The 21551-nt window shown below is 37.9% G+C and carries 25 protein-coding genes; 17 read left to right on the forward strand and 8 right to left on the reverse strand.

Translation table 11 applies throughout. The features are described 5' to 3' along the window. Positions 1-92 precede the first annotated feature (92 nt). Genes I5515_RS17120 through I5515_RS17130 form a run of 3 tightly spaced genes read left to right on the forward strand, consistent with a single transcriptional unit; the run spans position 93 to position 2319 of the window. Complete coding sequence (locus I5515_RS17120; protein WP_199968922.1) at positions 93-596, forward strand: YfiR family protein; 504 nt, start codon at positions 93-95, stop codon at positions 594-596. Between the two features lie 5 nt (positions 597-601). Continuing rightward, on the forward strand, positions 602-1825 hold the full coding sequence (locus I5515_RS17125) for a diguanylate cyclase domain-containing protein (RefSeq protein ID WP_199968926.1): 1224 nt from the start codon (positions 602-604) through the stop codon (positions 1823-1825). Positions 1826-1839: 14 nt separating this feature from the next. Next, positions 1840-2319 carry an OmpA family protein gene (locus tag I5515_RS17130; RefSeq protein ID WP_199968928.1) on the forward strand — a complete coding sequence of 160 codons (480 nt, stop codon included), beginning with the start codon at positions 1840-1842 and terminating at the stop codon, positions 2317-2319. Positions 2320-2365: 46 nt separating this feature from the next. Here I5515_RS17130 and I5515_RS17135 read toward each other — a convergent pair whose 3' ends face one another. Next, entirely contained in the window at positions 2366-3376 is a 1011-nt protein-coding gene (locus I5515_RS17135; RefSeq protein WP_199968930.1) for a metallophosphoesterase, read from the reverse strand. A gap of 106 nt (positions 3377-3482) precedes the next feature. Between I5515_RS17135 and I5515_RS17140 the strand changes: the two genes are divergently transcribed. Next, entirely contained in the window at positions 3483-5108 is a 1626-nt protein-coding gene (locus I5515_RS17140; RefSeq protein WP_199968932.1) for a phospholipase D family protein, read from the forward strand. Here I5515_RS17140 and I5515_RS17145 read toward each other — a convergent pair whose 3' ends face one another. Beyond that, the gene (locus tag I5515_RS17145; protein ID WP_199968934.1) at positions 5109-5918 is read right to left on the reverse strand and encodes a lysophospholipid acyltransferase family protein; all 810 of its coding nucleotides are present in this window, start codon (positions 5916-5918) and stop codon (positions 5109-5111) included. Positions 5919-6133: 215 nt separating this feature from the next. Here I5515_RS17145 and hflX point away from each other — a divergent pair, with 215 nt between their 5' ends. From hflX to I5515_RS17165, 4 genes are all read left to right on the forward strand, one after another. Continuing rightward, entirely contained in the window at positions 6134-7477 is a 1344-nt protein-coding gene (gene hflX / locus I5515_RS17150) for a ribosome rescue GTPase HflX (RefSeq protein WP_199968936.1), read from the forward strand. Positions 7478-7510: 33 nt separating this feature from the next. Further along, the gene (locus I5515_RS17155) at positions 7511-7882 is read left to right on the forward strand and encodes a hypothetical protein (protein ID WP_199968938.1); all 372 of its coding nucleotides are present in this window, start codon (positions 7511-7513) and stop codon (positions 7880-7882) included. A 10-nt stretch (positions 7883-7892) separates the two neighbouring features. Further along, positions 7893-8567, forward strand: a complete 675-nt coding sequence (locus I5515_RS17160; protein ID WP_198497220.1) for an LrgB family protein — start codon at positions 7893-7895, stop codon at positions 8565-8567. 82 nt (positions 8568-8649) lie between these two features. Next, entirely contained in the window at positions 8650-9093 is a 444-nt protein-coding gene (locus I5515_RS17165; protein ID WP_199968940.1) for a DUF2147 domain-containing protein, read from the forward strand. Positions 9094-9187: 94 nt separating this feature from the next. On the opposite strand, the gene I5515_RS17170 is transcribed toward I5515_RS17165, so the two are convergent. The 3 genes from I5515_RS17170 to pdxA are packed head-to-tail and all read right to left on the reverse strand — an operon-like array spanning position 9188 to position 11850. After that, positions 9188-10030, reverse strand: coding sequence for a symmetrical bis(5'-nucleosyl)-tetraphosphatase (locus I5515_RS17170; RefSeq protein WP_199968942.1), 843 nt, complete (start codon positions 10028-10030; stop codon positions 9188-9190). Further along, positions 10031-10843, reverse strand: coding sequence for a 16S rRNA (adenine(1518)-N(6)/adenine(1519)-N(6))-dimethyltransferase RsmA (gene rsmA, locus I5515_RS17175; RefSeq protein ID WP_199968944.1), 813 nt, complete (start codon positions 10841-10843; stop codon positions 10031-10033). It lies immediately after the preceding gene. Positions 10844-10866: 23 nt separating this feature from the next. Continuing rightward, the gene (gene pdxA / locus I5515_RS17180) at positions 10867-11850 is read right to left on the reverse strand and encodes a 4-hydroxythreonine-4-phosphate dehydrogenase PdxA (RefSeq protein WP_199968946.1); all 984 of its coding nucleotides are present in this window, start codon (positions 11848-11850) and stop codon (positions 10867-10869) included. 173 nt (positions 11851-12023) lie between these two features. Between pdxA and rplM the strand changes: the two genes are divergently transcribed. From rplM to I5515_RS17225, 9 genes are all read left to right on the forward strand, one after another. Further along, positions 12024-12452 (forward strand): 50S ribosomal protein L13, encoded by a 429-nt coding sequence (gene rplM, locus I5515_RS17185; protein ID WP_003656097.1) that lies wholly within the window; start codon positions 12024-12026, stop codon positions 12450-12452. Positions 12453-12464: 12 nt separating this feature from the next. After that, positions 12465-12851, forward strand: a complete 387-nt coding sequence (gene rpsI, locus I5515_RS17190; RefSeq protein ID WP_002048725.1) for a 30S ribosomal protein S9 — start codon at positions 12465-12467, stop codon at positions 12849-12851. Positions 12852-13025: 174 nt separating this feature from the next. Next, entirely contained in the window at positions 13026-13679 is a 654-nt protein-coding gene (locus I5515_RS17195) for a glutathione S-transferase N-terminal domain-containing protein (RefSeq protein WP_199968948.1), read from the forward strand. A 6-nt stretch (positions 13680-13685) separates the two neighbouring features. After that, a complete protein-coding gene (locus I5515_RS17200; protein ID WP_009388714.1) occupies positions 13686-14120 on the forward strand; it encodes a ClpXP protease specificity-enhancing factor in 435 nt (144 codons plus the stop codon). 17 nt (positions 14121-14137) lie between these two features. After that, positions 14138-14794 (forward strand): hypothetical protein, encoded by a 657-nt coding sequence (locus I5515_RS17205; RefSeq protein ID WP_151745420.1) that lies wholly within the window; start codon positions 14138-14140, stop codon positions 14792-14794. 341 nt (positions 14795-15135) lie between these two features. Further along, positions 15136-15495 (forward strand): roadblock/LC7 domain-containing protein, encoded by a 360-nt coding sequence (locus tag I5515_RS17210; protein ID WP_199968950.1) that lies wholly within the window; start codon positions 15136-15138, stop codon positions 15493-15495. Positions 15496-15578: 83 nt separating this feature from the next. Continuing rightward, positions 15579-16544 carry a hypothetical protein gene (locus I5515_RS17215; RefSeq protein WP_199968952.1) on the forward strand — a complete coding sequence of 322 codons (966 nt, stop codon included), beginning with the start codon at positions 15579-15581 and terminating at the stop codon, positions 16542-16544. 8 nt (positions 16545-16552) lie between these two features. Beyond that, positions 16553-17113, forward strand: coding sequence for a GTP-binding protein (locus tag I5515_RS17220; protein ID WP_199968955.1), 561 nt, complete (start codon positions 16553-16555; stop codon positions 17111-17113). Further along, positions 17106-17525 carry a roadblock/LC7 domain-containing protein gene (locus I5515_RS17225; RefSeq protein ID WP_199968957.1) on the forward strand — a complete coding sequence of 140 codons (420 nt, stop codon included), beginning with the start codon at positions 17106-17108 and terminating at the stop codon, positions 17523-17525. The genes I5515_RS17220 and I5515_RS17225 overlap by 8 nt, the downstream gene beginning before the upstream one ends. Before the next feature lie 50 nt (positions 17526-17575). On the opposite strand, the gene I5515_RS17230 is transcribed toward I5515_RS17225, so the two are convergent. The 3 genes from I5515_RS17230 to I5515_RS17240 are packed head-to-tail and all read right to left on the reverse strand — an operon-like array spanning position 17576 to position 21547. Next, positions 17576-19519 (reverse strand): acetyl/propionyl/methylcrotonyl-CoA carboxylase subunit alpha, encoded by a 1944-nt coding sequence (locus tag I5515_RS17230; protein WP_199968959.1) that lies wholly within the window; start codon positions 19517-19519, stop codon positions 17576-17578. An 11-nt stretch (positions 19520-19530) separates the two neighbouring features. Next, a complete protein-coding gene (locus tag I5515_RS17235) occupies positions 19531-20373 on the reverse strand; it encodes an enoyl-CoA hydratase/isomerase family protein (protein WP_199968961.1) in 843 nt (280 codons plus the stop codon). 16 nt (positions 20374-20389) lie between these two features. Beyond that, on the reverse strand, positions 20390-21547 hold the full coding sequence (locus tag I5515_RS17240) for an acyl-CoA dehydrogenase family protein (protein ID WP_199968963.1): 1158 nt from the start codon (positions 21545-21547) through the stop codon (positions 20390-20392). Positions 21548-21551 lie beyond the last annotated feature (4 nt).

Raw genomic sequence — 21551 nt, forward strand, 5'->3', positions numbered from 1 at the left:
CAGTCAACTTTAGATGAGATATTAAACTTTTTTTACTTTATCAACTTCATGTAGAATAGATTATTCTTGCAATAGTTTGGCATTAACTCACCATGTGGCAGTTCGCTAAAAAAGTATTTGTTTGCATACTTGTCGTGTTTGCTACGAGTGGGTCTTGTTATGCCAATTCAAAACATAATTTCTATGTGCTTACATTATCTATTCTAAGCTACAGTAAGTGGGAAAATGTAAATACTCCTACTCTTTGTGTTATTGATAATCCCTCCATTACATCTACCTTTCAATCTTATATCCAGCAAATGTCTTATAATTATCGCGTTCAAACTGTAACCGCGAAAGATTTTGCCCGATCACATTGTCAGGCTGTTTATTTTTCTACTACTTCTCCACAGCAACAACAAAGCCTTATTCAGAACTATCCTTATCGTTCTTTACTTTCTTTAAGCATTAATAATTCAGAATGTGAAATAGGAAGTATCTTTTGTTTATATAATCAAAATAATTACACTACCTTTAAAGTTAACTTAGATGCTTTAAGTCATTCCAAAGTTCATATTGATCCGAGAGTATTACTCTTGGCTAAGAACGCGGAGTAAGGATTATGATATCAAAGTTGTATCAGTCCACTTCATTGCATGCTTTATTTAGAAAATCTCAATTTACTATTTTTGCAATTACTTTCTTTATTTGCTCTTTTACGTTTGTATCGATTTCTATTTTTACAATGGAAACTTACGCCAAACAAAATTTGCAGTTGCTTAGCCATACTCTGCTAGAGCGTATTCAGCCCGCAGTTGTCTTTAATGATAAAATTACGATAGAGCAAATTTTGAATGAATATACGAATGACCATTCAATTCGTACTATTCATATTTATGATTCGGAACATCACCTTATTGCACAAAGTTTTAAATTATCAAGTCAAACTTCAATTTTGCAGGGTTGGTTTGATCATTGGTTTTTAAATGAACCCGTTCATCTTACAATTTATCACCATGAACAAAATGTAGGCGAACTAACCCTTTTTGGCAGTTCAGAAAAAATATTGCAGTTCCTCAAAATGATTATGGTGGGGTTGGCAATTGCGATGCTGTTTATTGTTTGCGCTTTGTGGTGGTCAGTAAACTTGACTTATCGTCAAATTATGCAAGCTATATACCCACTTACGAATATTGCTCAAATTGTAAGTGAGCAAAAAGCTTATAATCTTCGTTTCCCTTATAACCGTATTAAAGAATTTCAAGATTTAAATACTGTTTTTAACGAGTTACTTGAAGAAATTCAGATATGGGATAATCAATTACAAAAAGAAAATCGTAAATTGTCATTTCAGGCTCATCACGATCAGCTCACCTTATTACCTAATAGACATTATTTTTATCAGATTCTTTTAGATATGTTTGAAGATAAGGGATTTGATAACAAGTCTGCTTTATTATTTATAGATAACAACAACTTCAAAGCAATTAATGACCAGTTTGGACATTTGGCTGGCGATGAGGTTTTAAAAGAAATGGCTAATCGCTTGCAAACGCGTTTACGTCATCAAGATTTTATCGCGCGTTTAGGTGGCGACGAATTTGCTGTCATTTTGCATTCCATTAGTCATGCTGATCATTTAATATCTATTGCTGAAAATTTACTCGAAAGCTGTAAAGAACCTTTGCATCTGAATGGTCAAACTATTTACTTCAGTTTTAGTGTAGGTATTGCTTTATCACAATTTGCATCTAGCCCTGAAGATTTCATTATGCAAGCAGATCAAGCAATGTATAAGGCTAAAAATTCGGATGAACACTGGTTTATCTATAAACCTGAAAATTAAATTTAGGCTAATCTATGAATACAAGATCGTTAAAACTCTCCTTTATTGTATTGCTATGCATTACTCTTGCAGGGTGCCTGAGTTTTGGTCCATTAAAATATCGTCAAGTAAAATTGCTCAAACAAGAGGGGTTCGTTCTTACTAATGAGGGGTGGACTTTAGGTTTACCAGAACGTTTGTTATTTGACTTTAATAATGCAGAGTTAAAACAAAGTCACGAAGCTGAATTAGTGCGTCTAGCAAATCAATTGAATAAATATGATCTGAATAAATTGAAAATTGTTGGTCACACTGATGATGTTGGCGATGCTGCATATAATCAGAAGCTATCAGAAGAACGTGCCCAAAGTGTCGCAAACCTTTTCTTAGCTCGCGGGTTTAAAAAGGAAAACATTTACGTGATTGGTCGTGGTTCAACTCAGCCATATGTACCAAATACAACCAATGAAAACCGCGCAATTAACCGACGTGTTGCCATTGTCGTTATTCCATAATCTTAACTCATAAAAAAGCCAATCCTTCGTGATTGGCTTTTTTATTTTAAACTAACTCAATAATATCAATTGTCGGCGGTACTCTAAACCGCAATGGAATTCCAACCATTCCTGTGCCAACAGTGACAAAGACATCTGCATGCTCGTGGGAATAAAACCCTCTCTTATGCCCTAAAATTGATACCTTTTTCATAATATAGTTAGTCAGCCATGGAAGCTCTACCTGCCCTCCATGTGTGTGTCCAGATAACATTAATGGTCGATTTGGTAATTTAGGCACCATATCTACCGTATCGGGATTATGAGAAAGGATTAACCAAGGTTTGTCTTGGGGTAAATCTGGCATAGAACGCATATCGGTTTTTCCAGCCCAGAGATCACCAATACCAATCAAACGGAATTCATCAAAATCAACTATTTTGCCTTCAATATCGACAACTTCATTGTAAAACAAGGCATCTTTTAATAATTGTTGAATAGGAGGTCCAGGATATTGCTCATCATGGTTTCCAGGAACAGAGTAAACAGGTGCCTGAATTTCTTTTAAAACACTCAATTCTTGAATTAGTCTATCTTCTGGCTCATATGTCCAGTCACCCGCTACAACCACTAAATCAGGTTGTTGCTCATTTAGTTTTCTAACTATCGTTTTGAGTTGACGTTCATGTCCTGAAAACAGCCCGATATGTAAATCTGCTATTAAAGCTACTTTTACAGGTTTATTAAAACTACGATCCGGATTTAACCGATATTGATGAGTATCGACACGTACTAGATGAGGTTCAATAAATCGGGCGTAAATTAAAATACCACTTAGGAAAAATATGAAAATACCTTGATGAATTGAATAGTAACCAATCCAAGCAGCGTATAAATTAAAAAACCAGAGGGGAATAAGCAGATAAGAGAGATAAAATGCGAGTAAATGGACAAAAGCTTTAAATGGATGAATAGTCTCGGTTCGAGATTGATGAATCCAAGCTTCAGAAATTCCCCACAGAGCAAGTATTGAAAAAATAAGGTAAAAACAAAAAATAATTGAATTTGGATTCCACATTACGACTCTCGACTTATCTTATATTGATTGCTAGTAATCAAATTCAATATTTATCTTTCAATATGCACGAATTATACTCTAGCTCACGTTATCGTATGTACTGATTATGGCACAATCCTTTCAATCCAAACAGCTTCAAACGAATCAACAAGCTAACGGCTTTTTGATAAAAGCCTCTATAGTCCTATGTTCTAGTTTTGCTGTGGGTTTGACAGGATGTAATACTCTGCCAAAACATAGAGTGGAGCCAGTACAATATGCAAAAGATATTGATACATCTGAGACCTCACTTGCCAAAATTATTACACCCTTACGTCAGCAAAACCCTAAGCTAACGGGTTACCACGTCTTAAATGATCCATTGGAAGCTCTAGCAGCCCGCTTAAGATTAATTGATAAAGCCGAAAAAACTTTAGATTTACAATATTATATTTGGGACAATGACAAAGTTGGTGCTTTAGCTTTGCATGCCATTATTCGTGCAGCTGACCGCGGGGTAAAAGTCCGACTTCTTATTGATGATAATAATGCAAAAAAAATAGAAGGGATTTTACTAGCCCTTTCTCAGCATAAAAATATTGAAGTTAAGCTTTTTAACCCCTATCGTTTTCGTAAATATCGTGCGATGGATATGGTTCTTGATTTAAAACGTATCAATCGTCGCATGCATAATAAAAGTTTTATTGCCGACAATGAGGTTGCTCTTATTGGCGGACGTAACATGACAAACCAATATTACAACGTAAGTGATAGCTATCAATTTTCTGATGTCGATGTGATGTTGGTTGGTGCTGCTGTTGATGATATTGTGAATTCGTTTGACGACTACTGGAATCATGAATATGCATATTCAGTTCAAAGTATCGTAAGTCCAGAGCAACATCGACTACGTTATGACAGTTTAAAAGAGCAGCTAGAAGCTCACTACCAACAGGCAACAGTTCAAAACTTTCTAAACTTAACCGCAAAATCTCACGCATTTGATCAATGGTTAAATCACAATATTCAATTTGATTGGGTTAAAGCAGAAGTCGTTAAAGACTCGCCAGATAAAATCAAATCGAAAGCTAAAAAAGAAGAGCATTTGAATTTCCAGTTGATTAACCATCTGGAAAAACCTGAAAGTAATGTTGATTTGATTTCAGCCTATTTTATTCCAGAAAAACAAGGCGCCAAGATTTTAAGTACTCTTGCTAAAGAAGGCGTTGAGGTTCGCGTTTTAACTAACTCATTTAAAGCGAATGACGTTGCCGTTGTGCATGCTTTTTATGGAAGGTATCGTAAAGAACTTCTCAAAAACGGCGTACAACTTTATGAGTTTTTACCTACACCTGATAAAAGAGATTTAAATAAAAATACAGATGAGCTTGCAACTAAAGCGAAAGTGAACATGAAAGGATTAAGCCGCTCAAGTTTACATACAAAACTAATGGCATTAGATGAACAGGTTTTTATTGGTTCATTTAATTTTGATCCACGCTCAGCTTATTTGAATACTGAAATTGGCGTAATTTTGGATAGTCCGTCTTTAGCTAAGACAATTCACCATACGATGGACGAAAATTTAAATAAATATGCTTATAAGCTAAAGCTTGACGCTAATAATCATATTTATTGGCAACAAGAAACTTCAAACGGTCCTTTAATTTATAAACAAGAACCAGAGATGAAATGGTGGCAAAAAGCAGGCATGAAATTTCTTTCATGGCTGCCACTTGAAGGATTCATGTAATTATTTTTTTGGCTTAATTACTTTCTGATGTAGTTGAGCCAATCCTTCTACCATTTTTTCTTGAACTTCGAGTGTTAAACTTTTCACGTCGTGCCCTTCCACAGAAATTGGCGGTAACGTCAGCAAATGAGCAGTTACTTTTGGCATTTCAAGTACACGTTGAATATGTTCAGCAAATGTCATCTCGCCAATAAATGGAGCAACTGTATCTAACTGCCCATAACGGTTTACATAACAAATCAAACATACCTGTACGGGACGCTGTGCTTCAATAGCAGCTCCAAGTAACCGACCATGAACTTTCTTAACAGAATGCCCATCTGTAGTCGTTGCTTCAGGAAAAAATAGTACAGGAATATTTTGTTTTAAAAACTCAGTAATTTGCTCACGAATTTTAACGGAATCTCCTGACCCACGTTTAATAAATAATGTTCCACCACCTTTAGCTAGATTTCCAAGAATCGGCCAATTTTCAATTTCGGCTTTGGCAAGAAAGAAAACTCGTGCCCCTGAACCCAAAACAGCAACATCTAGCCAAGAAATATGGTTACTTACCCATAAAGCAGGTTCTCTTGGAATTGTTCCGTGTACTTCTACATCTAAGTTAAAAACCTGACATAAACGGCGGCAAAAATATTGGACATAGCGTGTATTGACCGGATTATTAGGATCTTTATAAAGGCCATGTCGATAAACTAAATAAAAACCTTCACTAACTGCAGCCGTGGCAGAAGTGACTTTTTTTCCGTACAAACCTATTTTTGATAATTTCTTTAACGTTGAATTAACTATACTTTGCGTTTGAGCCATAAAATTTCACTAAAGATCAATCATTGTTATACCCATCTCGAGCATTCTATACGTTTCAGAATAAACTTGCATTGATGATAGAGAAGAGGAAATAAAATAAATTTAAACCTATCTAACTGTATTTAACTAATCTAAAAGATAAGAATAAACGCTTTCCCCTTTTGCTTAAGTTTCATCTAGAATAAAGTTTTCCCATTTTCAGGATTTATAGCCACGTGGAATATGTTGATCGGCATCAAGGCGGTGAACGCACAATTTTAGTGAGTGTTTCTGTACAATTATTAGATGACCTGGATGCCGAAGAGTTTGCTCTACTTGCACAGTCTGCTGGTGCAGATATCCTTGAACATATTAAAGTTCAGCGAAATAAACCCAATCCTAAATTTTTTATTGGCTCAGGAAAAGTTGAAGAAATTGCAGAGCAAGTTCAGGAACTAGAAGCAAGTTTGGTTATTTTTGATCATGCCTTGTCACCCGCACAAGAACGGAATTTAGAAAGAATATTAAAATGCCGAGTCATTGACCGTACAGGATTAATTTTAGATATTTTTGCGCTGCGTGCCCGTACGCATGAAGGTAAATTACAAGTCGAACTTGCTCAGCTTAAGCATTTATCTACCCGTCTTATTCGTGGCTGGTCAGCCGACTTTGAGCAACAAAAAGGTGGTATTGGCTTACGTGGTCCTGGTGAAACACAACTAGAAACAGATCGTCGTCTTATTCGTGTTCGTATTACCCAATTAAAAGATAAATTAGAAAAGGTACATCAAACGCGTATACAAGGGCGTGCTGCAAGACAAAAAGCTGCCATTCCAACTGTGTCACTAGTAGGTTATACCAATGCTGGTAAATCCACTCTATTTAATATTTTAGCGAATAGTGATGTCTACGCAGCCGACCAACTGTTTGCAACACTCGACCCAACATTACGCCGTTTGGAATGGGATGGTATTGGTACAGTCGTGTTAGCTGATACGGTAGGTTTTGTACGAAACTTACAGCATGATTTAGTTGAATCATTCAAAGCAACACTTGAAGAAACCCTAGAAGCCACGCTTTTACTGCATGTGATTGATAGTAATAGCCATGACATGCTTGATCAAATTGAAGCCGTTGAAGGCGTATTAAAAGAGATTGGTGCAGATGCTCCAGTACTTCGGGTTTACAACAAAATTGATCTGAGTGGTGAAGAGGCTAAAATTATTTATGCCGAGCCACATGTTCCAGATCGAGTTTATGTTTCAGCTCATTCTGGCCTTGGTCTAGAATTGCTTCAACAAGCAGTACAAGAATGTTTAATGGGACAGATTCAAAAGTTCTCTCTTGTCCTTCAACCTGCTTATGGCAAATTGCGTACTCAACTTTATGCATTAAATGTAATTGAGTCTGAACACTATGATGATGCGGGCTTATTGCATATTGATGTACGCATTGCACCCCATAAGTTAGAAAAGCTTATTCGCCAAGCAAAACTGCCCTTAGAAGAAATCTTGGGAGAACGCGCTAATCAATTTAAGCGCCCCTTGGAAGAGTTTGAAATCAAGGGCCAGATCAGTTAAAACTTGATAAGTAAACTTTTAGAGATAAAAAATATGGATAAGATCAAAAGTATAGACTGGACAGCATGGGTAGCAACATTACTACTCATCATTGGTTTTCGTGAAGGCTCTGTCGTTGTCATGCGTGCTTTTGGTCATCCAGAATTAGGGAATCTGGTCGGCTTAATCAGCTTACTGATTATTTTGATTATCTGGAGAAAATTCAAAAAAATCCCTCTCCGGATAGTCGATACAAATAATAAAATTATGAAAGAAAGTGGGTTTGCTTTTTTGCCTGTTTGTGCTGGTTCTTTAATTATGCTCGTACATATGGGTAAGGAAATTCCATTATTCCTTTTTGTTTTAGTGGTCAGCACCCTTATACCTTTGTGGGTCTATGCAAAAATGGCAAAACGTTGGTTATAAGGAGAATAAAATGTTTACGATTTTCTACGGTTTTTTGATCACACTCATTGGTTATCTATGTGCAAAACCTTTAAACCGACGTTTTCCGCAAGTTCCGCTTTTAGTTTTCGGCATGTTCATTGTGATTGCATTACTTTCAGTTTTACAAGTCCCTTATGAACAATACCGCCTTTATGTGAATGAGTTATTTAGCCATTTATTGGGGTATGTGACTGTAGCCTTAGCAATTCCTTTAGCTGCAATGCGTTACGATGACCTTCCAATTAAATCAGTCATCGGGATTTTACTTTTTGCAAGTATTAGCGCCGTTGCCCTCCCCATGGGTCTCGCTTATTTATTGCATATGTCGGAGCCGACCATTCTTGCATTTGCAACCCGTGCGGTAACTACTCCAATTGCCTTGAACATTGCAACGTTATTGCATGCTCCTGAGACGTTGGTGACTCTTATTGTCATTTTATCTGGGGTTATTGGAGCGGCTTTTTCACCATTTTTACTTAAACATATTCATGATGAAAGAGCATCAGGTTTAGCCTTAGGTTTAGCTGCGCATGCCATAGGAACAGCTCAAGCTTGGCAGCGCGGACCAGTTGCTGGTCGCTACGCTGCATTTGGTATGGCTTTGAATGGCGTATTTACTGCAATTTGGTTACCGACATTAATGTTGTCACTTGGAACACCATAATTAAGAAGTGGATTAAATAAACATTGAACGGTATATCAATTCGAAATAAGATAACCTTTCAAAGTTAAAAGGATTTTTAATTATGGGGAAAACTTTTATTGGAGCTCTGCTCTTACTGGGGATCAATACTGCTACATTTGCGGCAGATATTACAGGTCTTTGGCAAACAATCGATGATAAAACTGGCGCTCCCAAAGCACAGGTAGAAATACGAAAAGAAGCAAATGGGACCTATGCTGGAAAAGTTGTTAAAGTTACACCGCGTCCGGGTTATACACCAAAAGAAATTTGTGATAACTGTCCAGCACCTTATACCAATAAGCATATTGTAGGTTTAGATATTGCGACCGGCTTAAAACAAGTTGATAGTACAACCTACACCGGAGGAAAAATTCTAGACCCAAATACTGGTAAAGTTTATGGGCTTAAAGCAAAACTTAGCGCAACTGGTAAACGTCTTCATATGCGTGGATACCTTGGCGTTTCAGCATTAGGCCGTAACCAAATTTGGTTACGCGTAGAATAAAAATTAAAAATAAAAAAGCCGCTTATGCGGCTTTTTTATTTTTACTCGGGTACAACTCTTGTCTTGCGCTCGTGAAAAGCATTGCTTTTCCTATCTATATTTGCGCAGGATTATCGACAGCAAAGATTTCTTTATCTTCAAGACGGTAAGCCATTAATTTTCGTCCCCAAACACAGCCGCCATCAATATTCTGGATTTGCTCATTAATGCTTCTGCCTTCTAGCGCAGCCCAGTGACCAAAAATAATCTGATGAGTCTGAGCAGCTTTACTTGGAAATTCGAACCAAGGTAAATAGCCTTCTGGCATTGGTGCATCTAGAGCATCTTTAAAACTGAACTCTAAAGCTCCTTCTGCGTTGGTTAAACGCATGCGAGTCAAATAATTGGTAATACAACGTAAACGCGCTGAACCCGTTAAGTTGTCTTCCCACAAGTCTGGTTTTGAGCCATACATTTCTGCTAAAAAAGCATCCAATACCGATAAATCTTCGTTCGCAAGTACAGCTTCAACTTCTTTTGCCAAAGTAGCAGTTTTTTGCGCATCCCAAATACAAGGTATCCCCGCATGGGTAAGAATCGTTTGTTCATTTGGAAATAAACATAATGGTTGCTTACGTAACCAGTCGATTAACTCATCACCATCAATTGCATCAATAACATCTTGAGTGCGATCTTTTTCTTTAATTTCTTTTAAGCCACGTGCGCCAGCAACTAAAGTCAGATCATGATTTCCAAGAACCGTGGCAGCAGCACCGCGATCAGCAAGTTTTTTAACAAAACGTAAGGCACCTACTGAGTTTTCGCCACGAGCGACTAAATCACCCGCGAACCACAAAAAATCTTGGTCTGGATCAAAACGTATTTCTTTAAGTAAGGCTTTCAGAGCTTCAAAACACCCTTGTACATCGCCAATCACATAATTAAAACGTTTAGTCATTTACCCCACCATTTGATCGGCTAAAGCAACAAATTGAGTCAGTGTTAAAGTTTCCGGACGAGCCATTGGATCAACACCTGCTTTTTCAAAACCATCTTCAGCGATCATACCTTTAAGACTATTTCTTAGGGTTTTACGACGTTGGGTAAATACATGACCAACCAACCGAGCTAAAGCTTTTTCATCTTTTGCTACAATTGGTTTTTGTTCATATGGAACAAGGCGGAAAACAGCACTCGTTACTTTAGGTGGCGGGTTAAATGCGCCAGCTGGCACTTCAAATAAAAACGTAGGTTGGCAATAATACTGAATCATTACCGACAAGCGCCCATATTCTTTTGTGTTTGGTTCGGCAGTAATACGTTCAACCACCTCTTTTTGTAACATAAAGTGCATGTCTTTCACTTTACTGCCAAATTCCAAGAGATGAAAAAGTAATGGGGTTGAAATGTTATAAGGTAAATTACCAACTACACGTAATGGTCGACCATCTTTTACCAGTTCACTAAAATCATATTTTAATGCATCGGCTTCTATAATAGTTAAACGTTCAGGATGTGGAACACGTTCTGGTAAGCCAGCTGCTAAATCACGATCTAGCTCAACAACCGTTAATGCATCACACTCCCCAATTAAAGGAGATGTTAATGCAGCCAAACCAGGTCCAATTTCAACAACATTTTCACCCGCACGCGGATTCACCGAGCGCACGATTTTGGCAATGACTCGCTGATCATGTAAGAAGTTTTGACCAAAACGTTTACGAGCTTTATGCCCTTCATCTTTCGGGTTTAGGGCATTAATTTGATACATAGAACATTTCCAACATGAAAAATTTAGCTCGCTGCCAAAGATAAAGCTAAATCGACAGCGACATTTAAACTTGAGCTTTTTGCCAAACCGGTTCCGGCCAAAGACAATGCCGTGCCATGATCGACCGAAGTTCGGATGAACGGCAAACCCAATGTAATATTGATAGCTTCACCGAACCCTTGTGATTTTAACACAGGTAAACCTTGATCATGGTACATGGCAAGTACAGCGTCAGCATTTTTAAGATGCTCAGGGGTAAATAAGGTATCAGCAGGCAGGCTTAGACTCATTTTAATTCCTTGCGCTCGATAAGTTTCGAGTACCGGATTAATGGTCTCAATCTCTTCACGACCCAAATACCCATCTTCACCGGCATGAGGATTTAAGCCACACACTAATATGCGCGGATCTGTAATTTTAAATTTAGTTTTTAAGTCGTGTAGTAAAATATCAATCACCTGGTGCAAACGTTCTTTAGTAATTGCATCTGCAACATCTCTTAAGGGTAAATGTGTAGTCGCTAAGGCAACACGCAAGGTTTTGGTTGCAAGCATCATGACAACACGCTCAACCCCTGCAAATTCTTGATAGTATTCAGTGTGACCACTAAACAAAATACCCGCATCGTTAATGACCGACTTTTGTACGGGTGCCGTAGCTACCCCAACACTTTTACCTGACATTGCATAATCAGCTGAACGGCGTAATTGTTCTAATACATAAGCCGCATTAGCTGAGTTTAATTGGCCATCAACAACCGCCGTTTCTAAGGGCACATGCTCTATATAAAGCTCACCTGAAGACGATGATTCAGCTTGTCCCGTATATTCTACAAATTGAATCTCTACCCCAAGTTTTCGGGCACGTTGTTCTAATAAATTTCGGTCACCCAAAATAACAACTGGGTGTTCATCAACCCGCTTAGCCAAGCTCAAGCAGATATCTGGACCTATACCAGCCGGCTCACCAGAAGTGACATATAAAGGCAGCATAATCACCCCAGACACATAACGAAAATTTGTTTGATTTTAACATATCCCGCATTCGTCAGTTTATGGATTAAATTATCTAGCTTAAACTGGATTTTTCTTGTGACTTTGAGCAAACTCGTTTAGAATGCTCGCTCCTTTTGTTTGGACAGATTCCATAGTCCAAACCAACTATAATAGGTAGTGGTTTAATGAAAACTCTCAGCGCTAAGCCAGCTGAAGTTCAACATGACTGGTATGTTGTTGATGCTTCTGGCAAAACTTTAGGTCGCCTTGCGACTGAAATCGCTCGTCGTTTACGCGGTAAGCACAAGACTTCTTATACTCCTCACGTTGACACTGGCGATTACATCGTTGTGATTAATGCTGAACAAGTTCAAGTGACTGGTAAAAAAGCACTTGATAAGAAATATTATCGCCATACTGGTTTCCCTGGTGGTATCCGTGAGACTAACTTCGAGAAGTTAATTGCTCACAAGCCTGAAGCTGTTCTTGAAAAAGCAGTTAAAGGCATGTTACCAAAAGGTCCTCTTGGTTATGCAATGATCAAAAAAATGAAAGTGTACGCTGGTACTGAGCATCCGCATGCTGCTCAACAGCCACAAGTTTTGGACATCTAAGGGATACAGCACATGGCTACTAATTATGGTACAGGTCGCCGTAAGACCGCAACTGCACGTGTTTTCTTGTCAGCTGGTACAGGCAAACTCGTTATTAACAACCGTACTTTAGAGCAATATTTCGGTCGTGAAACTGCTCGTATGGTTGTTCGTCAACCTTTAGAACTTTTAGAAGTTACTGAAAAGTTTGACCTTTACATCACTGTTAAAGGTGGTGGTATTGGTGGTCAAGCTGGCGCGATCCGTCACGGTATTACTCGTGCGCTTATCGCTGCTGACGAAACTTTAAAACCTGTTCTTCGTCAAGCTGGTTTCGTTACTCGTGATGCTCGTGAAGTTGAACGTAAGAAACTTGGTTTACGTAAAGCTCGTAAACGTCCTCAATTCTCTAAACGTTAATTCGTTTATCGAGTTGGACAAAAAGCCTTGGATTTTTCCAAGGCTTTTTTATTATGAAAATAGAACAATAAAATGCAAACTTATAAATATAAACAAACTATCTCTTTAGAATCGTGATTTCCTAGAGCATTTTTAGTATCCTAATCGATTCACTCAACCACGTCGTCTTGTGATATGTCGGTCGAAAACACCTCTATTCAGGGGATTACCCTTTACAGTCATGCTGATGATTTCCGTTCTCACTGGATTCGTTTTTTATTAGCAGAAAAGCAAATCAAATATCAATTGATCGTAACTGACCATGAAGACGAAGATTTAGCAAGCTTAAATCCTTATAACCAATTGCCAATGTTGGTCGAGCAAAATCTTAAATTATTTTCAGCGCCTATTATTGCTGAATATTTAGATGATCGTTATCGCCAAAGTAAGCTTTACGCGGATGCTCCAATGATGCGTGCAGAGCAGCGTCAATATATATGGAGACTTGAAAATGACTGGTTCAAGTTAGCAGATCACATGTTAAAGCATGCTGATTCTTTAAATGTAGAACAAAAGCAAAAAGCTCAAAAAGAATTACGTGAAACTTTAATTTCACTTACTCCCCTATTTCAGCATTTTCCCTATTTTATGTCTGAAAATTTTACAATCTTGGACTGCATGCTGGCCCCTATCTTTTTAAGATTAAATAGCATGGGGATCGATTTGCCGAAACAGCACTGCCGACCGATACTTTTGTATTGTAAACGTATCTTTGAGCGGCCATCTTTTGCTAAATCAATGACGGCTCAAGAGAAAAACCGTTACAATGAACTATTAAATATGGAATAGTGTGATATGTCTGAGCAAACTATTGATTTAACCCCTACACGTCCTTATCTTGCTCGTGCAATCTATGAATGGATTTGTGATAACCAGCTTACTCCTTATCTATTAGTGGATGCGACACAGCCACATACCGATGTTCCACAGCAATTTGTTAAAGATGGGCAAATCGTTTTAAATATCGTGCCTCATGCTGTTCATCAACTTCTTATCGGAAATGAAGCTATTACTTTCTCTGCCCGTTTCGGGGGGGCTTCAAAAGACATTTATGTGCCTATTCAGGCTGTTCTAGGTATTTATGCACGTGAAAATGGACAAGGTTTATTCTTTGATCCTGAAGAATATGCCAATGTAGCACCTGTAGAAAATACAGTAGAGTCAGAAGTACAAGAAGCAATTGAAACAACATCGACCAAGAAAAAACCAACGTTAAGAATTTTAGATTAAATTTAGAGGAAGAAAGCATGGCATTTGATTTAGTCCAATACTTTGCTGAGCAGATAAAAATTCAAAAGCCTCAGCTTTTAAATCAATATCCAGTTAATGAAAAAAATAAACTGATTGATGAAGTGAATATTCTTACGCTTGGAAAACTGATTAGTTTATGGCGCCAAGATGACAATAAGATTTATCATGAAATTAAGGCTGCAGATCCACTTTATATTCAAGAAGTTGCTCGCCATCTAACAACGTCTAAACATAATCAGTCGACTTTAAAAAATGCAGAGCTAGAACAGAGTATTTCTGAAATTTTAACTTTGCAGTTAGCAGAACTTAACCAGCTCGATGAAACAGGTGGTTTTGGGCATAATGGCTTAAAAGAATTAATTTTAGGTCAAGTAGAACACTTATCAGGTCAGGCAGAAGATTGGGTTTGGTCAACAAACCACCTAAATGAATTAATTGGTTCTAAACCTGTAGAACAAGAAGAGCTATCATTGGATACAACAATGAAGGAGTTCAACCAAATGGTTCACCAAGCCCAACCTCATCATGATGACTTGCATATTGAAGAACAAGCTGCCGAGATTTCTGTACCTACATGGTCAAAAATTATTGCCCCTGTCGTTGCTTTAGCAATTTTGGGCTACCTCTATTGTATTTATACACAGCTCGTTTAATTTGATCATTGATCTAAAAAGGGGAATTCATTATTCCTCTTTTTATTGATTAAAATTAGTATAATTTATTAATAAATATTGTATTAATATTCTATTACAATTGTTTTATCTAAATTTTAAAATATATAATGTAAAACACAGCACAATATTAAAAGCATAATGTAAAAATAATCTTATAATATTTTTTATAATCTGACATTTTCTGTCACTTATGTCCCAAAACAGAAACTTTACAGTTTATTTGATTGATTGACTTCGAACTGTGCAGAAATATAATGAATTTCAACTACTTTTAGGAAAAAAGTAGTAAATATAATTTTAGAATCCTGAGAGATAAAAACATGGCTAAACTTTCTTTAGATAGCTTAACTGAAATTGATGGTTTTATTGCTTCTGCACTTGTTGATTCAGAAAGCGGTTTATCACTTGCAACACAAGGTGGTGGGGATATTGATTTAGAATTGGCTGCTGCTGGTAATACAGAAGTAGTTCGCGCGAAGCGAAATGTCGCCAATGCATTGAAATTAAATGATAATATTGAAGATATTTTAATTACCTTGGGTAAGGCTTACCATTTAATTCGACCTCTAGAAAGTAATAATAATTTGTTCCTTTACTTAGTACTTGACCGCAGCAAATCTAATTTAGCTATGGCTCGCCATGAATTGAAGTCATTTGAAAAAGAACTCGACTTTAGCTAATTAACCTACTATGTGCTTTTTATATTTATTATAAAAAGCACATTAAAACTTCTATTCTATTCAATAAATTTTAATGTGATACTATGGATAGGCATTGCATAAATATTGCAACTTCTGGTTTAAGCTTACAAGTTTCAGATGAATTAAAAATCCTAATCAGAAATTTAATATCTAATCAATACGGAATTAACTGGGTTAATATCTCAAGTAATCATATTGATTTATTATTAATTAACGAAAACTTTTTTGATTCTAAAAATATTCAGAATATTCTTCAAAAGAAAAAAATTCCTTATTTAAAAATTACTAAAACTCCTTCCCAAAATGGAAATCAAGTTTATGAACATACTCTGCATCTTCCGTTAGAAAAAGTAGAACCTCTATTCGACTGGCTACAAAGAAATCTATTATCGCTTTTAGATCAAAATAGTGTTGCTATAGTTTCAGATTTATCAAATAAATCCCTGCTCATTGATGATAATTTTATAAGGAATTTGCACAGTCCAGAAAATGCCAGACTACACCTATTTGATGATAAAGGCACTCTCGCCATTATTGACAATAGGACTCAAGTTGCTTGGTTAGAACCATCACGCCAACAAACGCAAACTAATCAAAGCTTTGATTTCACTTTTGCTAAAACCTCAGATTTCACTAAAGTTTCTCGTAAGAAAAATTACTATTTACAGGACTGGTTATGGAACCTGATTTGGAGTTCAAAAAACTTTGAAAATCTAGCCGGAAAGGATGGATATTTTAAAATCGATCATTGGCCACAACCCTACCAAAAAGAATATAGAAAAGTGAGCCTACAACTCTCTGCATGTTTCATACAGGGAGCAAAAATTACTGATGTTGCTAAACAACTTAACTTATCAATCGATGATGTTTTACGCTTCGTTACAGCTTGTGTCATGGCAAATAATGGAAAGTTTGTTTCTGCAAATAAATGTTCTTATGCGCCAAGCTCTCATTTAGAAAATTCAAGTATAGACAATCATTTTTTTAAAAATTTTATAGGGAAGATTAGGCGACGTTTTGGTCTTTAAGGAAAGTTATGATTATACAGCAATATAAAATTGTCTTTGCAGGAAGCATGGGGGCCGGAAAAACAGAAGCGATTAAATCGTTATCTGAAATTCCAATTCTGGAAACAGAAGCATTCAATACCGATGCACAAAGTCACCAGAAAACCCAGACCACTGTAGGCATTGATTATGGTGAAATTACTTTAGATGATGGAATTAAAATTGGATTATATGGAACACCCGGACAAAGCCGTTTTGATTTTATCTGGTCGGTCATTTGTGAAGGTGCTATCGGTATTATTTTATTATTAGATCATAATAGTCCCAATTCAATTGATGAACTAGATAGCTACTTAAAAATCTTTAAAAATTATAATGATAACATTGCGATTGGTATTACTCATGTTGATGAAAATAAAGAATCCTCTCTTCAGAAATATCGTAATTGGATAAAGGCAAATGAACTGTCTTATCCATTATTTTTCATTGATGCGCGAGAGCAAGAACAAATTTTAATGATGGTTGAATCACTCATTGCATCACTTGAAGTTAAAGTAGAATCAGTAGCACAGGGGAATAATCATGCTTAGTATTCCAACTCAAAAACGAACAGCACCAACGCAATTGCTACAACTCGCAAAAAGTGAAGCTCATAATATTCTCATGAATACACGCGGTGTAGATTTCGTGATGATTTGTTCTTCAGATGGTTTTGAATTAGCAACAGTGAGTCATAAGAATTACCACAATACGACTAAACTAGCGGCTGTTAGCAGTTCAATTTTGGCAATGGTGACTGCATTTTTAAAAGAAATTCAACTCATAGGATGTAATACCATCACCTTAGATGCAGATAATGGCAAAGCCATTTTGACGGCTATTCCTGCTGTTCACCACCCGATGGTCATGGTCACGCTAAGTAATAAAGAGGTTCTTTTGGGGCAATTACTTTATAGCTTGAAAAAAGCGAGTCAATTGATTGCAGAGGCTGATGGAGAATAAATTACAGGTCTTCATATAAAATAAATGCCACCTTTTATAGGTGGCATTTTTTATGAGACTTGAATAGTAAATAACATTTGCCGTTTTTTCACTTGCTGCCCCTGCTGCCCTAAAATATCTAAGACTACACCATCTATATCGGACTTAATTTGCTGCTGGATTTTCATTGCTTCAAGTACCAATAAGGTTTGCCCTTTCACCACCTGATCACCTTGATTGACCAAAATATTGACCACAGCACCATCCATTGGTGCTTTGATTTTCCCATCTCCAGAAATATCTACCGCTTCTGGAGCAGCATAAGTCACATTGCTAATCGCAACATTACCATTATGTAGATCTAAATAAAGCTGATCACTCTCTAGTACATATTGAACACGGCGGCGTACACCATCAATCAAGTACGTCAAGTTTTTGTTTGTTTTTTCAATGACTTCAATAACAACTGCTTTATCACAAAACAGCACACTAAACTTATTATTGTCAGATGACAACTGTAATTGGATTTGCTGATCATCGTATTTAAGCTTTAAAGGTAAAGGCACGCCAAGCCCTGTTTGCCATGCTACGATATTTTTATTTTGACTAAATAGTGCCGCAGCAATCGCTAAGGTTTCTAAAGAGAGAACCTGTTTATGTAAGCTATTGTCATTTTGAAAATGCTGTTGAATAAATGCCGTATTCGTATCTCCCTCAACAACAACTGGATGGCGCAGTAAATTGACCAAGAACTGTTTATTACTATTCACACCCAGCAAAACGCTGTCATCTACAGCACGAGCAAGTAAACGAATCGCATCTTCACGGGTTTTACCGTATGCAATTACCTTCGCCACCATCGGATCATAAAATGGACTGACTTCATCAGTAGTTAACATGCCATGGTCAATTCGTATATGAGGTAAACTCGCAGGCTCCCAACGTAAAATCTTACCTGTTTGGGGCAAGAAATCTTGGCGTGGGTCTTCGGCATACAAACGAACTTCAATCGCATGGCCATTGAAGGTCAACTCGTGTTGTTTCAATGGCAACTTTTCACTATTGGCTACGCGCAATTGCCATTCAACTAGATCTAATCCTGTAATTAACTCGGTAACAGGATGTTCAACCTGCAAACGGGTGTTCATTTCTAAAAAATAAAATGTGCCCGATGTGTCAAGTAAGAATTCAACTGTACCCGCGCCCACATAAGCGCATGCTTTAGCAGCAGCTACAGCTGCCTCTCCCATTTTTTGGCGAAGCTCAGATGTCATGACTGGACAAGGCGCCTCTTCAACGACTTTTTGATGACGGCGTTGAATCGAACAATCGCGCTCAAACAAATAAACATAATTGCCGTGCGTATCGCCAAAAACCTGAATTTCGACATGGCGCGGAGCAATGACTGCTTTTTCTAAAATAAGCTCACCCGAACCAAAAGCATTTTCAGCTTCTGAACGAGCTGTTTGTAAAGCCTCAACCAATTCGGTTGGCTGCTGAACCAACCGCATGCCACGGCCACCACCGCCAGCCGAAGCTTTTACCATAATTGGAAAACCAATCTGTTCTGCTTGCACTGCCAAATATTCAAGATCTTGACGATCACCTTCATAGCCCGGCACACAAGGTACACCTGCCTGAATCATGGCAATTTTTGAGAGTCGCTTACTACCCATCAGTTCAATTGCTGAAGCTGTGGGACCAATAAAAGTAATTTGGTTGTCGATACAAGCTTGAGCAAAATCGGTATTCTCTGATAAAAAACCATAGCCAGGATGAATCGCATCTGCCCCTGTTTTTTTACAAGCTTCTATAATTTTGGTGATGGATAGATAAGATTCAGAAACTTTAGAAACCCCAATATAAACTGCCTCATCAGCTTCTTGAACATGGCGGGCATTACGGTCTGCATCTGAATATACCGCTACAGTTTGATAGCCCATTGCCTTTGCAGTTTGCATAACCCTAACTGCAATTTCACCACGATTAGCAATCAATACTTTTGAAAATTTCATTGTTTTTATCCTTATTTTTCTTGCTCAATGGCCCAATTCGGCAAACGTTTTTGGATAAAAGCCACTGTGCCTTCTTGTCCTTCAGCTCCACCAACAGCTTGAGCAAACTGCTGTGCTGCATCATCTAGCAAATCATTTAAAGGTTCATTGAGTGTTCGATGTAACAATGCTTTTGTCATACGTGAAGCTTGTGGTGCCGCACGTTTAATTTGTTCAATGGTTTCTTTTAATAACTGTTCCAGCTCTAATTCATTATGCGCAATCTCATGTACAACTCCGGCTTTAAGTGCCGTGTGCCCTTCAAAACGCATGCCTAATAAAGCCAATCGACGAGCCTGTGTTAGGCCAATACGCTTCACCACAAAAGGAGCAATTTGGGCAGGAATCACCCCAAGACCCGTTTCCGGCAATCCAAATTGAGTATTATCACGGCTAATAGCAACATCAGAAACGCAGGCAAGACCAAAACCACCACCTAAAACTGCTCCTTCTAAAATCACTACAACTGTCTGCGGTGCGACATCGACTTGTTCAAGCATGGCACCAAAACGGCGATTAAATTCGGCATAAGGTTGTAGGCTTCCCGCATTGGCTGCATCGGCTCGCAAAGCTGCCATATCTTTAATGTCGCCACCCGCACAGAAAGTCGTCCCTTCACCACGAATGATGACGGCCCGAATCGAAAGATCATCTTGAATGGCAGCAAAGACTTGTTGAATGGCTTTCACCATATTCAAATTCATGGCATTGCAGCTTTCTGGTCGGTTTAACCAGAGGTATAAAATACTGCCGTCCTGTTTGAACTGAATGCTGCTATCAACGCTTAAGGCTTGTAGTGAAGCTGAAAGTGTCATGGCCTACTCCTTATTTTCATTTTCGTTTTTTAGGCAGAATGTCCATGAGCTTACAGATAATTCCCAACATAATTTCATCTGCCCCACCACCAATAGACCCTAAGCGACCATCACGATATAACTGAGATGCGGGGTTCTCCCACATAAAACCATTTCCCCCCCAATATTGCAGACAACTATCTGCAACCTCACGCGTTAAGCGTCCTGCTTTAAGTTTTGCCATGGAAGCCAACATGGTGACATCTTCACCCGCAATATGCTGTTCACAAGCCTGATAAGTTAATGCTTTGAGCGCCTCCACCTCAGTCATAAGTTCGGCAAAACGAAAATGGATATATTGGTTATTGATAAGCGGCTGACCAAAAGTAGTTCGCTCTTTAGTGTAATCAATGGTTTGCTTAATACAGTGCTGCAAGCCACCAATGGCATTGGCACATGCCCATAAACGCTCTTCTTGAAATTGCATCATCTGCATCATAAAGCCCATGCCTTCAACACCGACTAAATTACGCTGCGGAACTCGTACATTGTCTAAATAAACTTGTGCTGTTGTGGTTGAACGCATACCTAGTTTATTTAATGGCTCTGAAAAACTAATCCCTTTAGTTTTTGCCGGTACGATAATCATTGACTTATTAACATGTGGTTTATCATCAGAGGTATTAGCTAAAAGACAGAAAAAGTCAGCTTGTAATGAGTTGGTGATCCACATTTTGCTGCCATTAATGACATAATCATCGCCATCTTTTTTTGCAGTTGTTTTAATGGCTGCAACATCCGAACCCGCATGCACTTCTGATACAGCAATTGAGGCCACATATTCTCCAGCAATCGCTGGTGTTAAAAACTCATCACGTAGCTCTTTACTACCAAAGCGCGCTAAAGCAGGCGTTGCCATATCGGTTTGAACACCGATTGCTAACGGTACTCCGCCACAAGCTGCATAGCCAATTTCTTCAGCAACTACGAGGTTATAAGAATAATCTAAGTTTAAACCGCCATTTTCCTCAGGCTTACAGATTCCCAATAGACCTAAATCACCCATCTTTTTAAATACATCATGAATTGGGAAACGCCCTGCTGCCTCCCACTCTGGAATGTGTGGATTAAGCTCATTTTCAACAAATTGACGAGCTGTTCGGCGTAATGCTTCATGTTCGGCAGTAAATTTCATCGTG

This window comes from Acinetobacter calcoaceticus, assembly GCF_016508255.1.
Taxonomy (GTDB): Bacteria; Pseudomonadota; Gammaproteobacteria; order Pseudomonadales; family Moraxellaceae; genus Acinetobacter; species Acinetobacter calcoaceticus_E.

Bases quoted from the DNA above. Each gene is read 5' to 3' on its own strand.
- I5515_RS17120 (WP_199968922.1), top strand. From the start codon at position 93: ATGTGGCAGTTCGCTAAAAAAGTATTTGTTTGCATACTTGTCGTGTTT.
- I5515_RS17125 (WP_199968926.1), top strand. From the start codon at position 602: ATGATATCAAAGTTGTATCAGTCCACTTCATTGCATGCTTTATTTAGA.
- I5515_RS17130 (WP_199968928.1), top strand. From the start codon at position 1,840: ATGAATACAAGATCGTTAAAACTCTCCTTTATTGTATTGCTATGCATT.
- I5515_RS17135 (WP_199968930.1), bottom strand. From the start codon at position 3,376: ATGTGGAATCCAAATTCAATTATTTTTTGTTTTTACCTTATTTTTTCA.
- I5515_RS17140 (WP_199968932.1), top strand. From the start codon at position 3,483: ATGGCACAATCCTTTCAATCCAAACAGCTTCAAACGAATCAACAAGCT.
- I5515_RS17145 (WP_199968934.1), bottom strand. From the start codon at position 5,918: ATGGCTCAAACGCAAAGTATAGTTAATTCAACGTTAAAGAAATTATCA.
- I5515_RS17155 (WP_199968938.1), top strand. From the start codon at position 7,511: ATGGATAAGATCAAAAGTATAGACTGGACAGCATGGGTAGCAACATTA.
- I5515_RS17160 (WP_198497220.1), top strand. From the start codon at position 7,893: ATGTTTACGATTTTCTACGGTTTTTTGATCACACTCATTGGTTATCTA.
- I5515_RS17165 (WP_199968940.1), top strand. From the start codon at position 8,650: ATGGGGAAAACTTTTATTGGAGCTCTGCTCTTACTGGGGATCAATACT.
- I5515_RS17170 (WP_199968942.1), bottom strand. From the start codon at position 10,030: ATGACTAAACGTTTTAATTATGTGATTGGCGATGTACAAGGGTGTTTT.
- rsmA (WP_199968944.1), bottom strand. From the start codon at position 10,843: ATGTATCAAATTAATGCCCTAAACCCGAAAGATGAAGGGCATAAAGCT.
- rplM (WP_003656097.1), top strand. From the start codon at position 12,024: ATGAAAACTCTCAGCGCTAAGCCAGCTGAAGTTCAACATGACTGGTAT.
- rpsI (WP_002048725.1), top strand. From the start codon at position 12,465: ATGGCTACTAATTATGGTACAGGTCGCCGTAAGACCGCAACTGCACGT.
- I5515_RS17195 (WP_199968948.1), top strand. From the start codon at position 13,026: ATGTCGGTCGAAAACACCTCTATTCAGGGGATTACCCTTTACAGTCAT.
- I5515_RS17200 (WP_009388714.1), top strand. From the start codon at position 13,686: ATGTCTGAGCAAACTATTGATTTAACCCCTACACGTCCTTATCTTGCT.
- I5515_RS17205 (WP_151745420.1), top strand. From the start codon at position 14,138: ATGGCATTTGATTTAGTCCAATACTTTGCTGAGCAGATAAAAATTCAA.
- I5515_RS17210 (WP_199968950.1), top strand. From the start codon at position 15,136: ATGGCTAAACTTTCTTTAGATAGCTTAACTGAAATTGATGGTTTTATT.
- I5515_RS17215 (WP_199968952.1), top strand. From the start codon at position 15,579: ATGGATAGGCATTGCATAAATATTGCAACTTCTGGTTTAAGCTTACAA.
- I5515_RS17220 (WP_199968955.1), top strand. From the start codon at position 16,553: ATGATTATACAGCAATATAAAATTGTCTTTGCAGGAAGCATGGGGGCC.
- I5515_RS17225 (WP_199968957.1), top strand. From the start codon at position 17,106: ATGCTTAGTATTCCAACTCAAAAACGAACAGCACCAACGCAATTGCTA.
- I5515_RS17230 (WP_199968959.1), bottom strand. From the start codon at position 19,519: ATGAAATTTTCAAAAGTATTGATTGCTAATCGTGGTGAAATTGCAGTT.
- I5515_RS17235 (WP_199968961.1), bottom strand. From the start codon at position 20,373: ATGACACTTTCAGCTTCACTACAAGCCTTAAGCGTTGATAGCAGCATT.
- I5515_RS17240 (WP_199968963.1), bottom strand. From the start codon at position 21,547: ATGAAATTTACTGCCGAACATGAAGCATTACGCCGAACAGCTCGTCAA.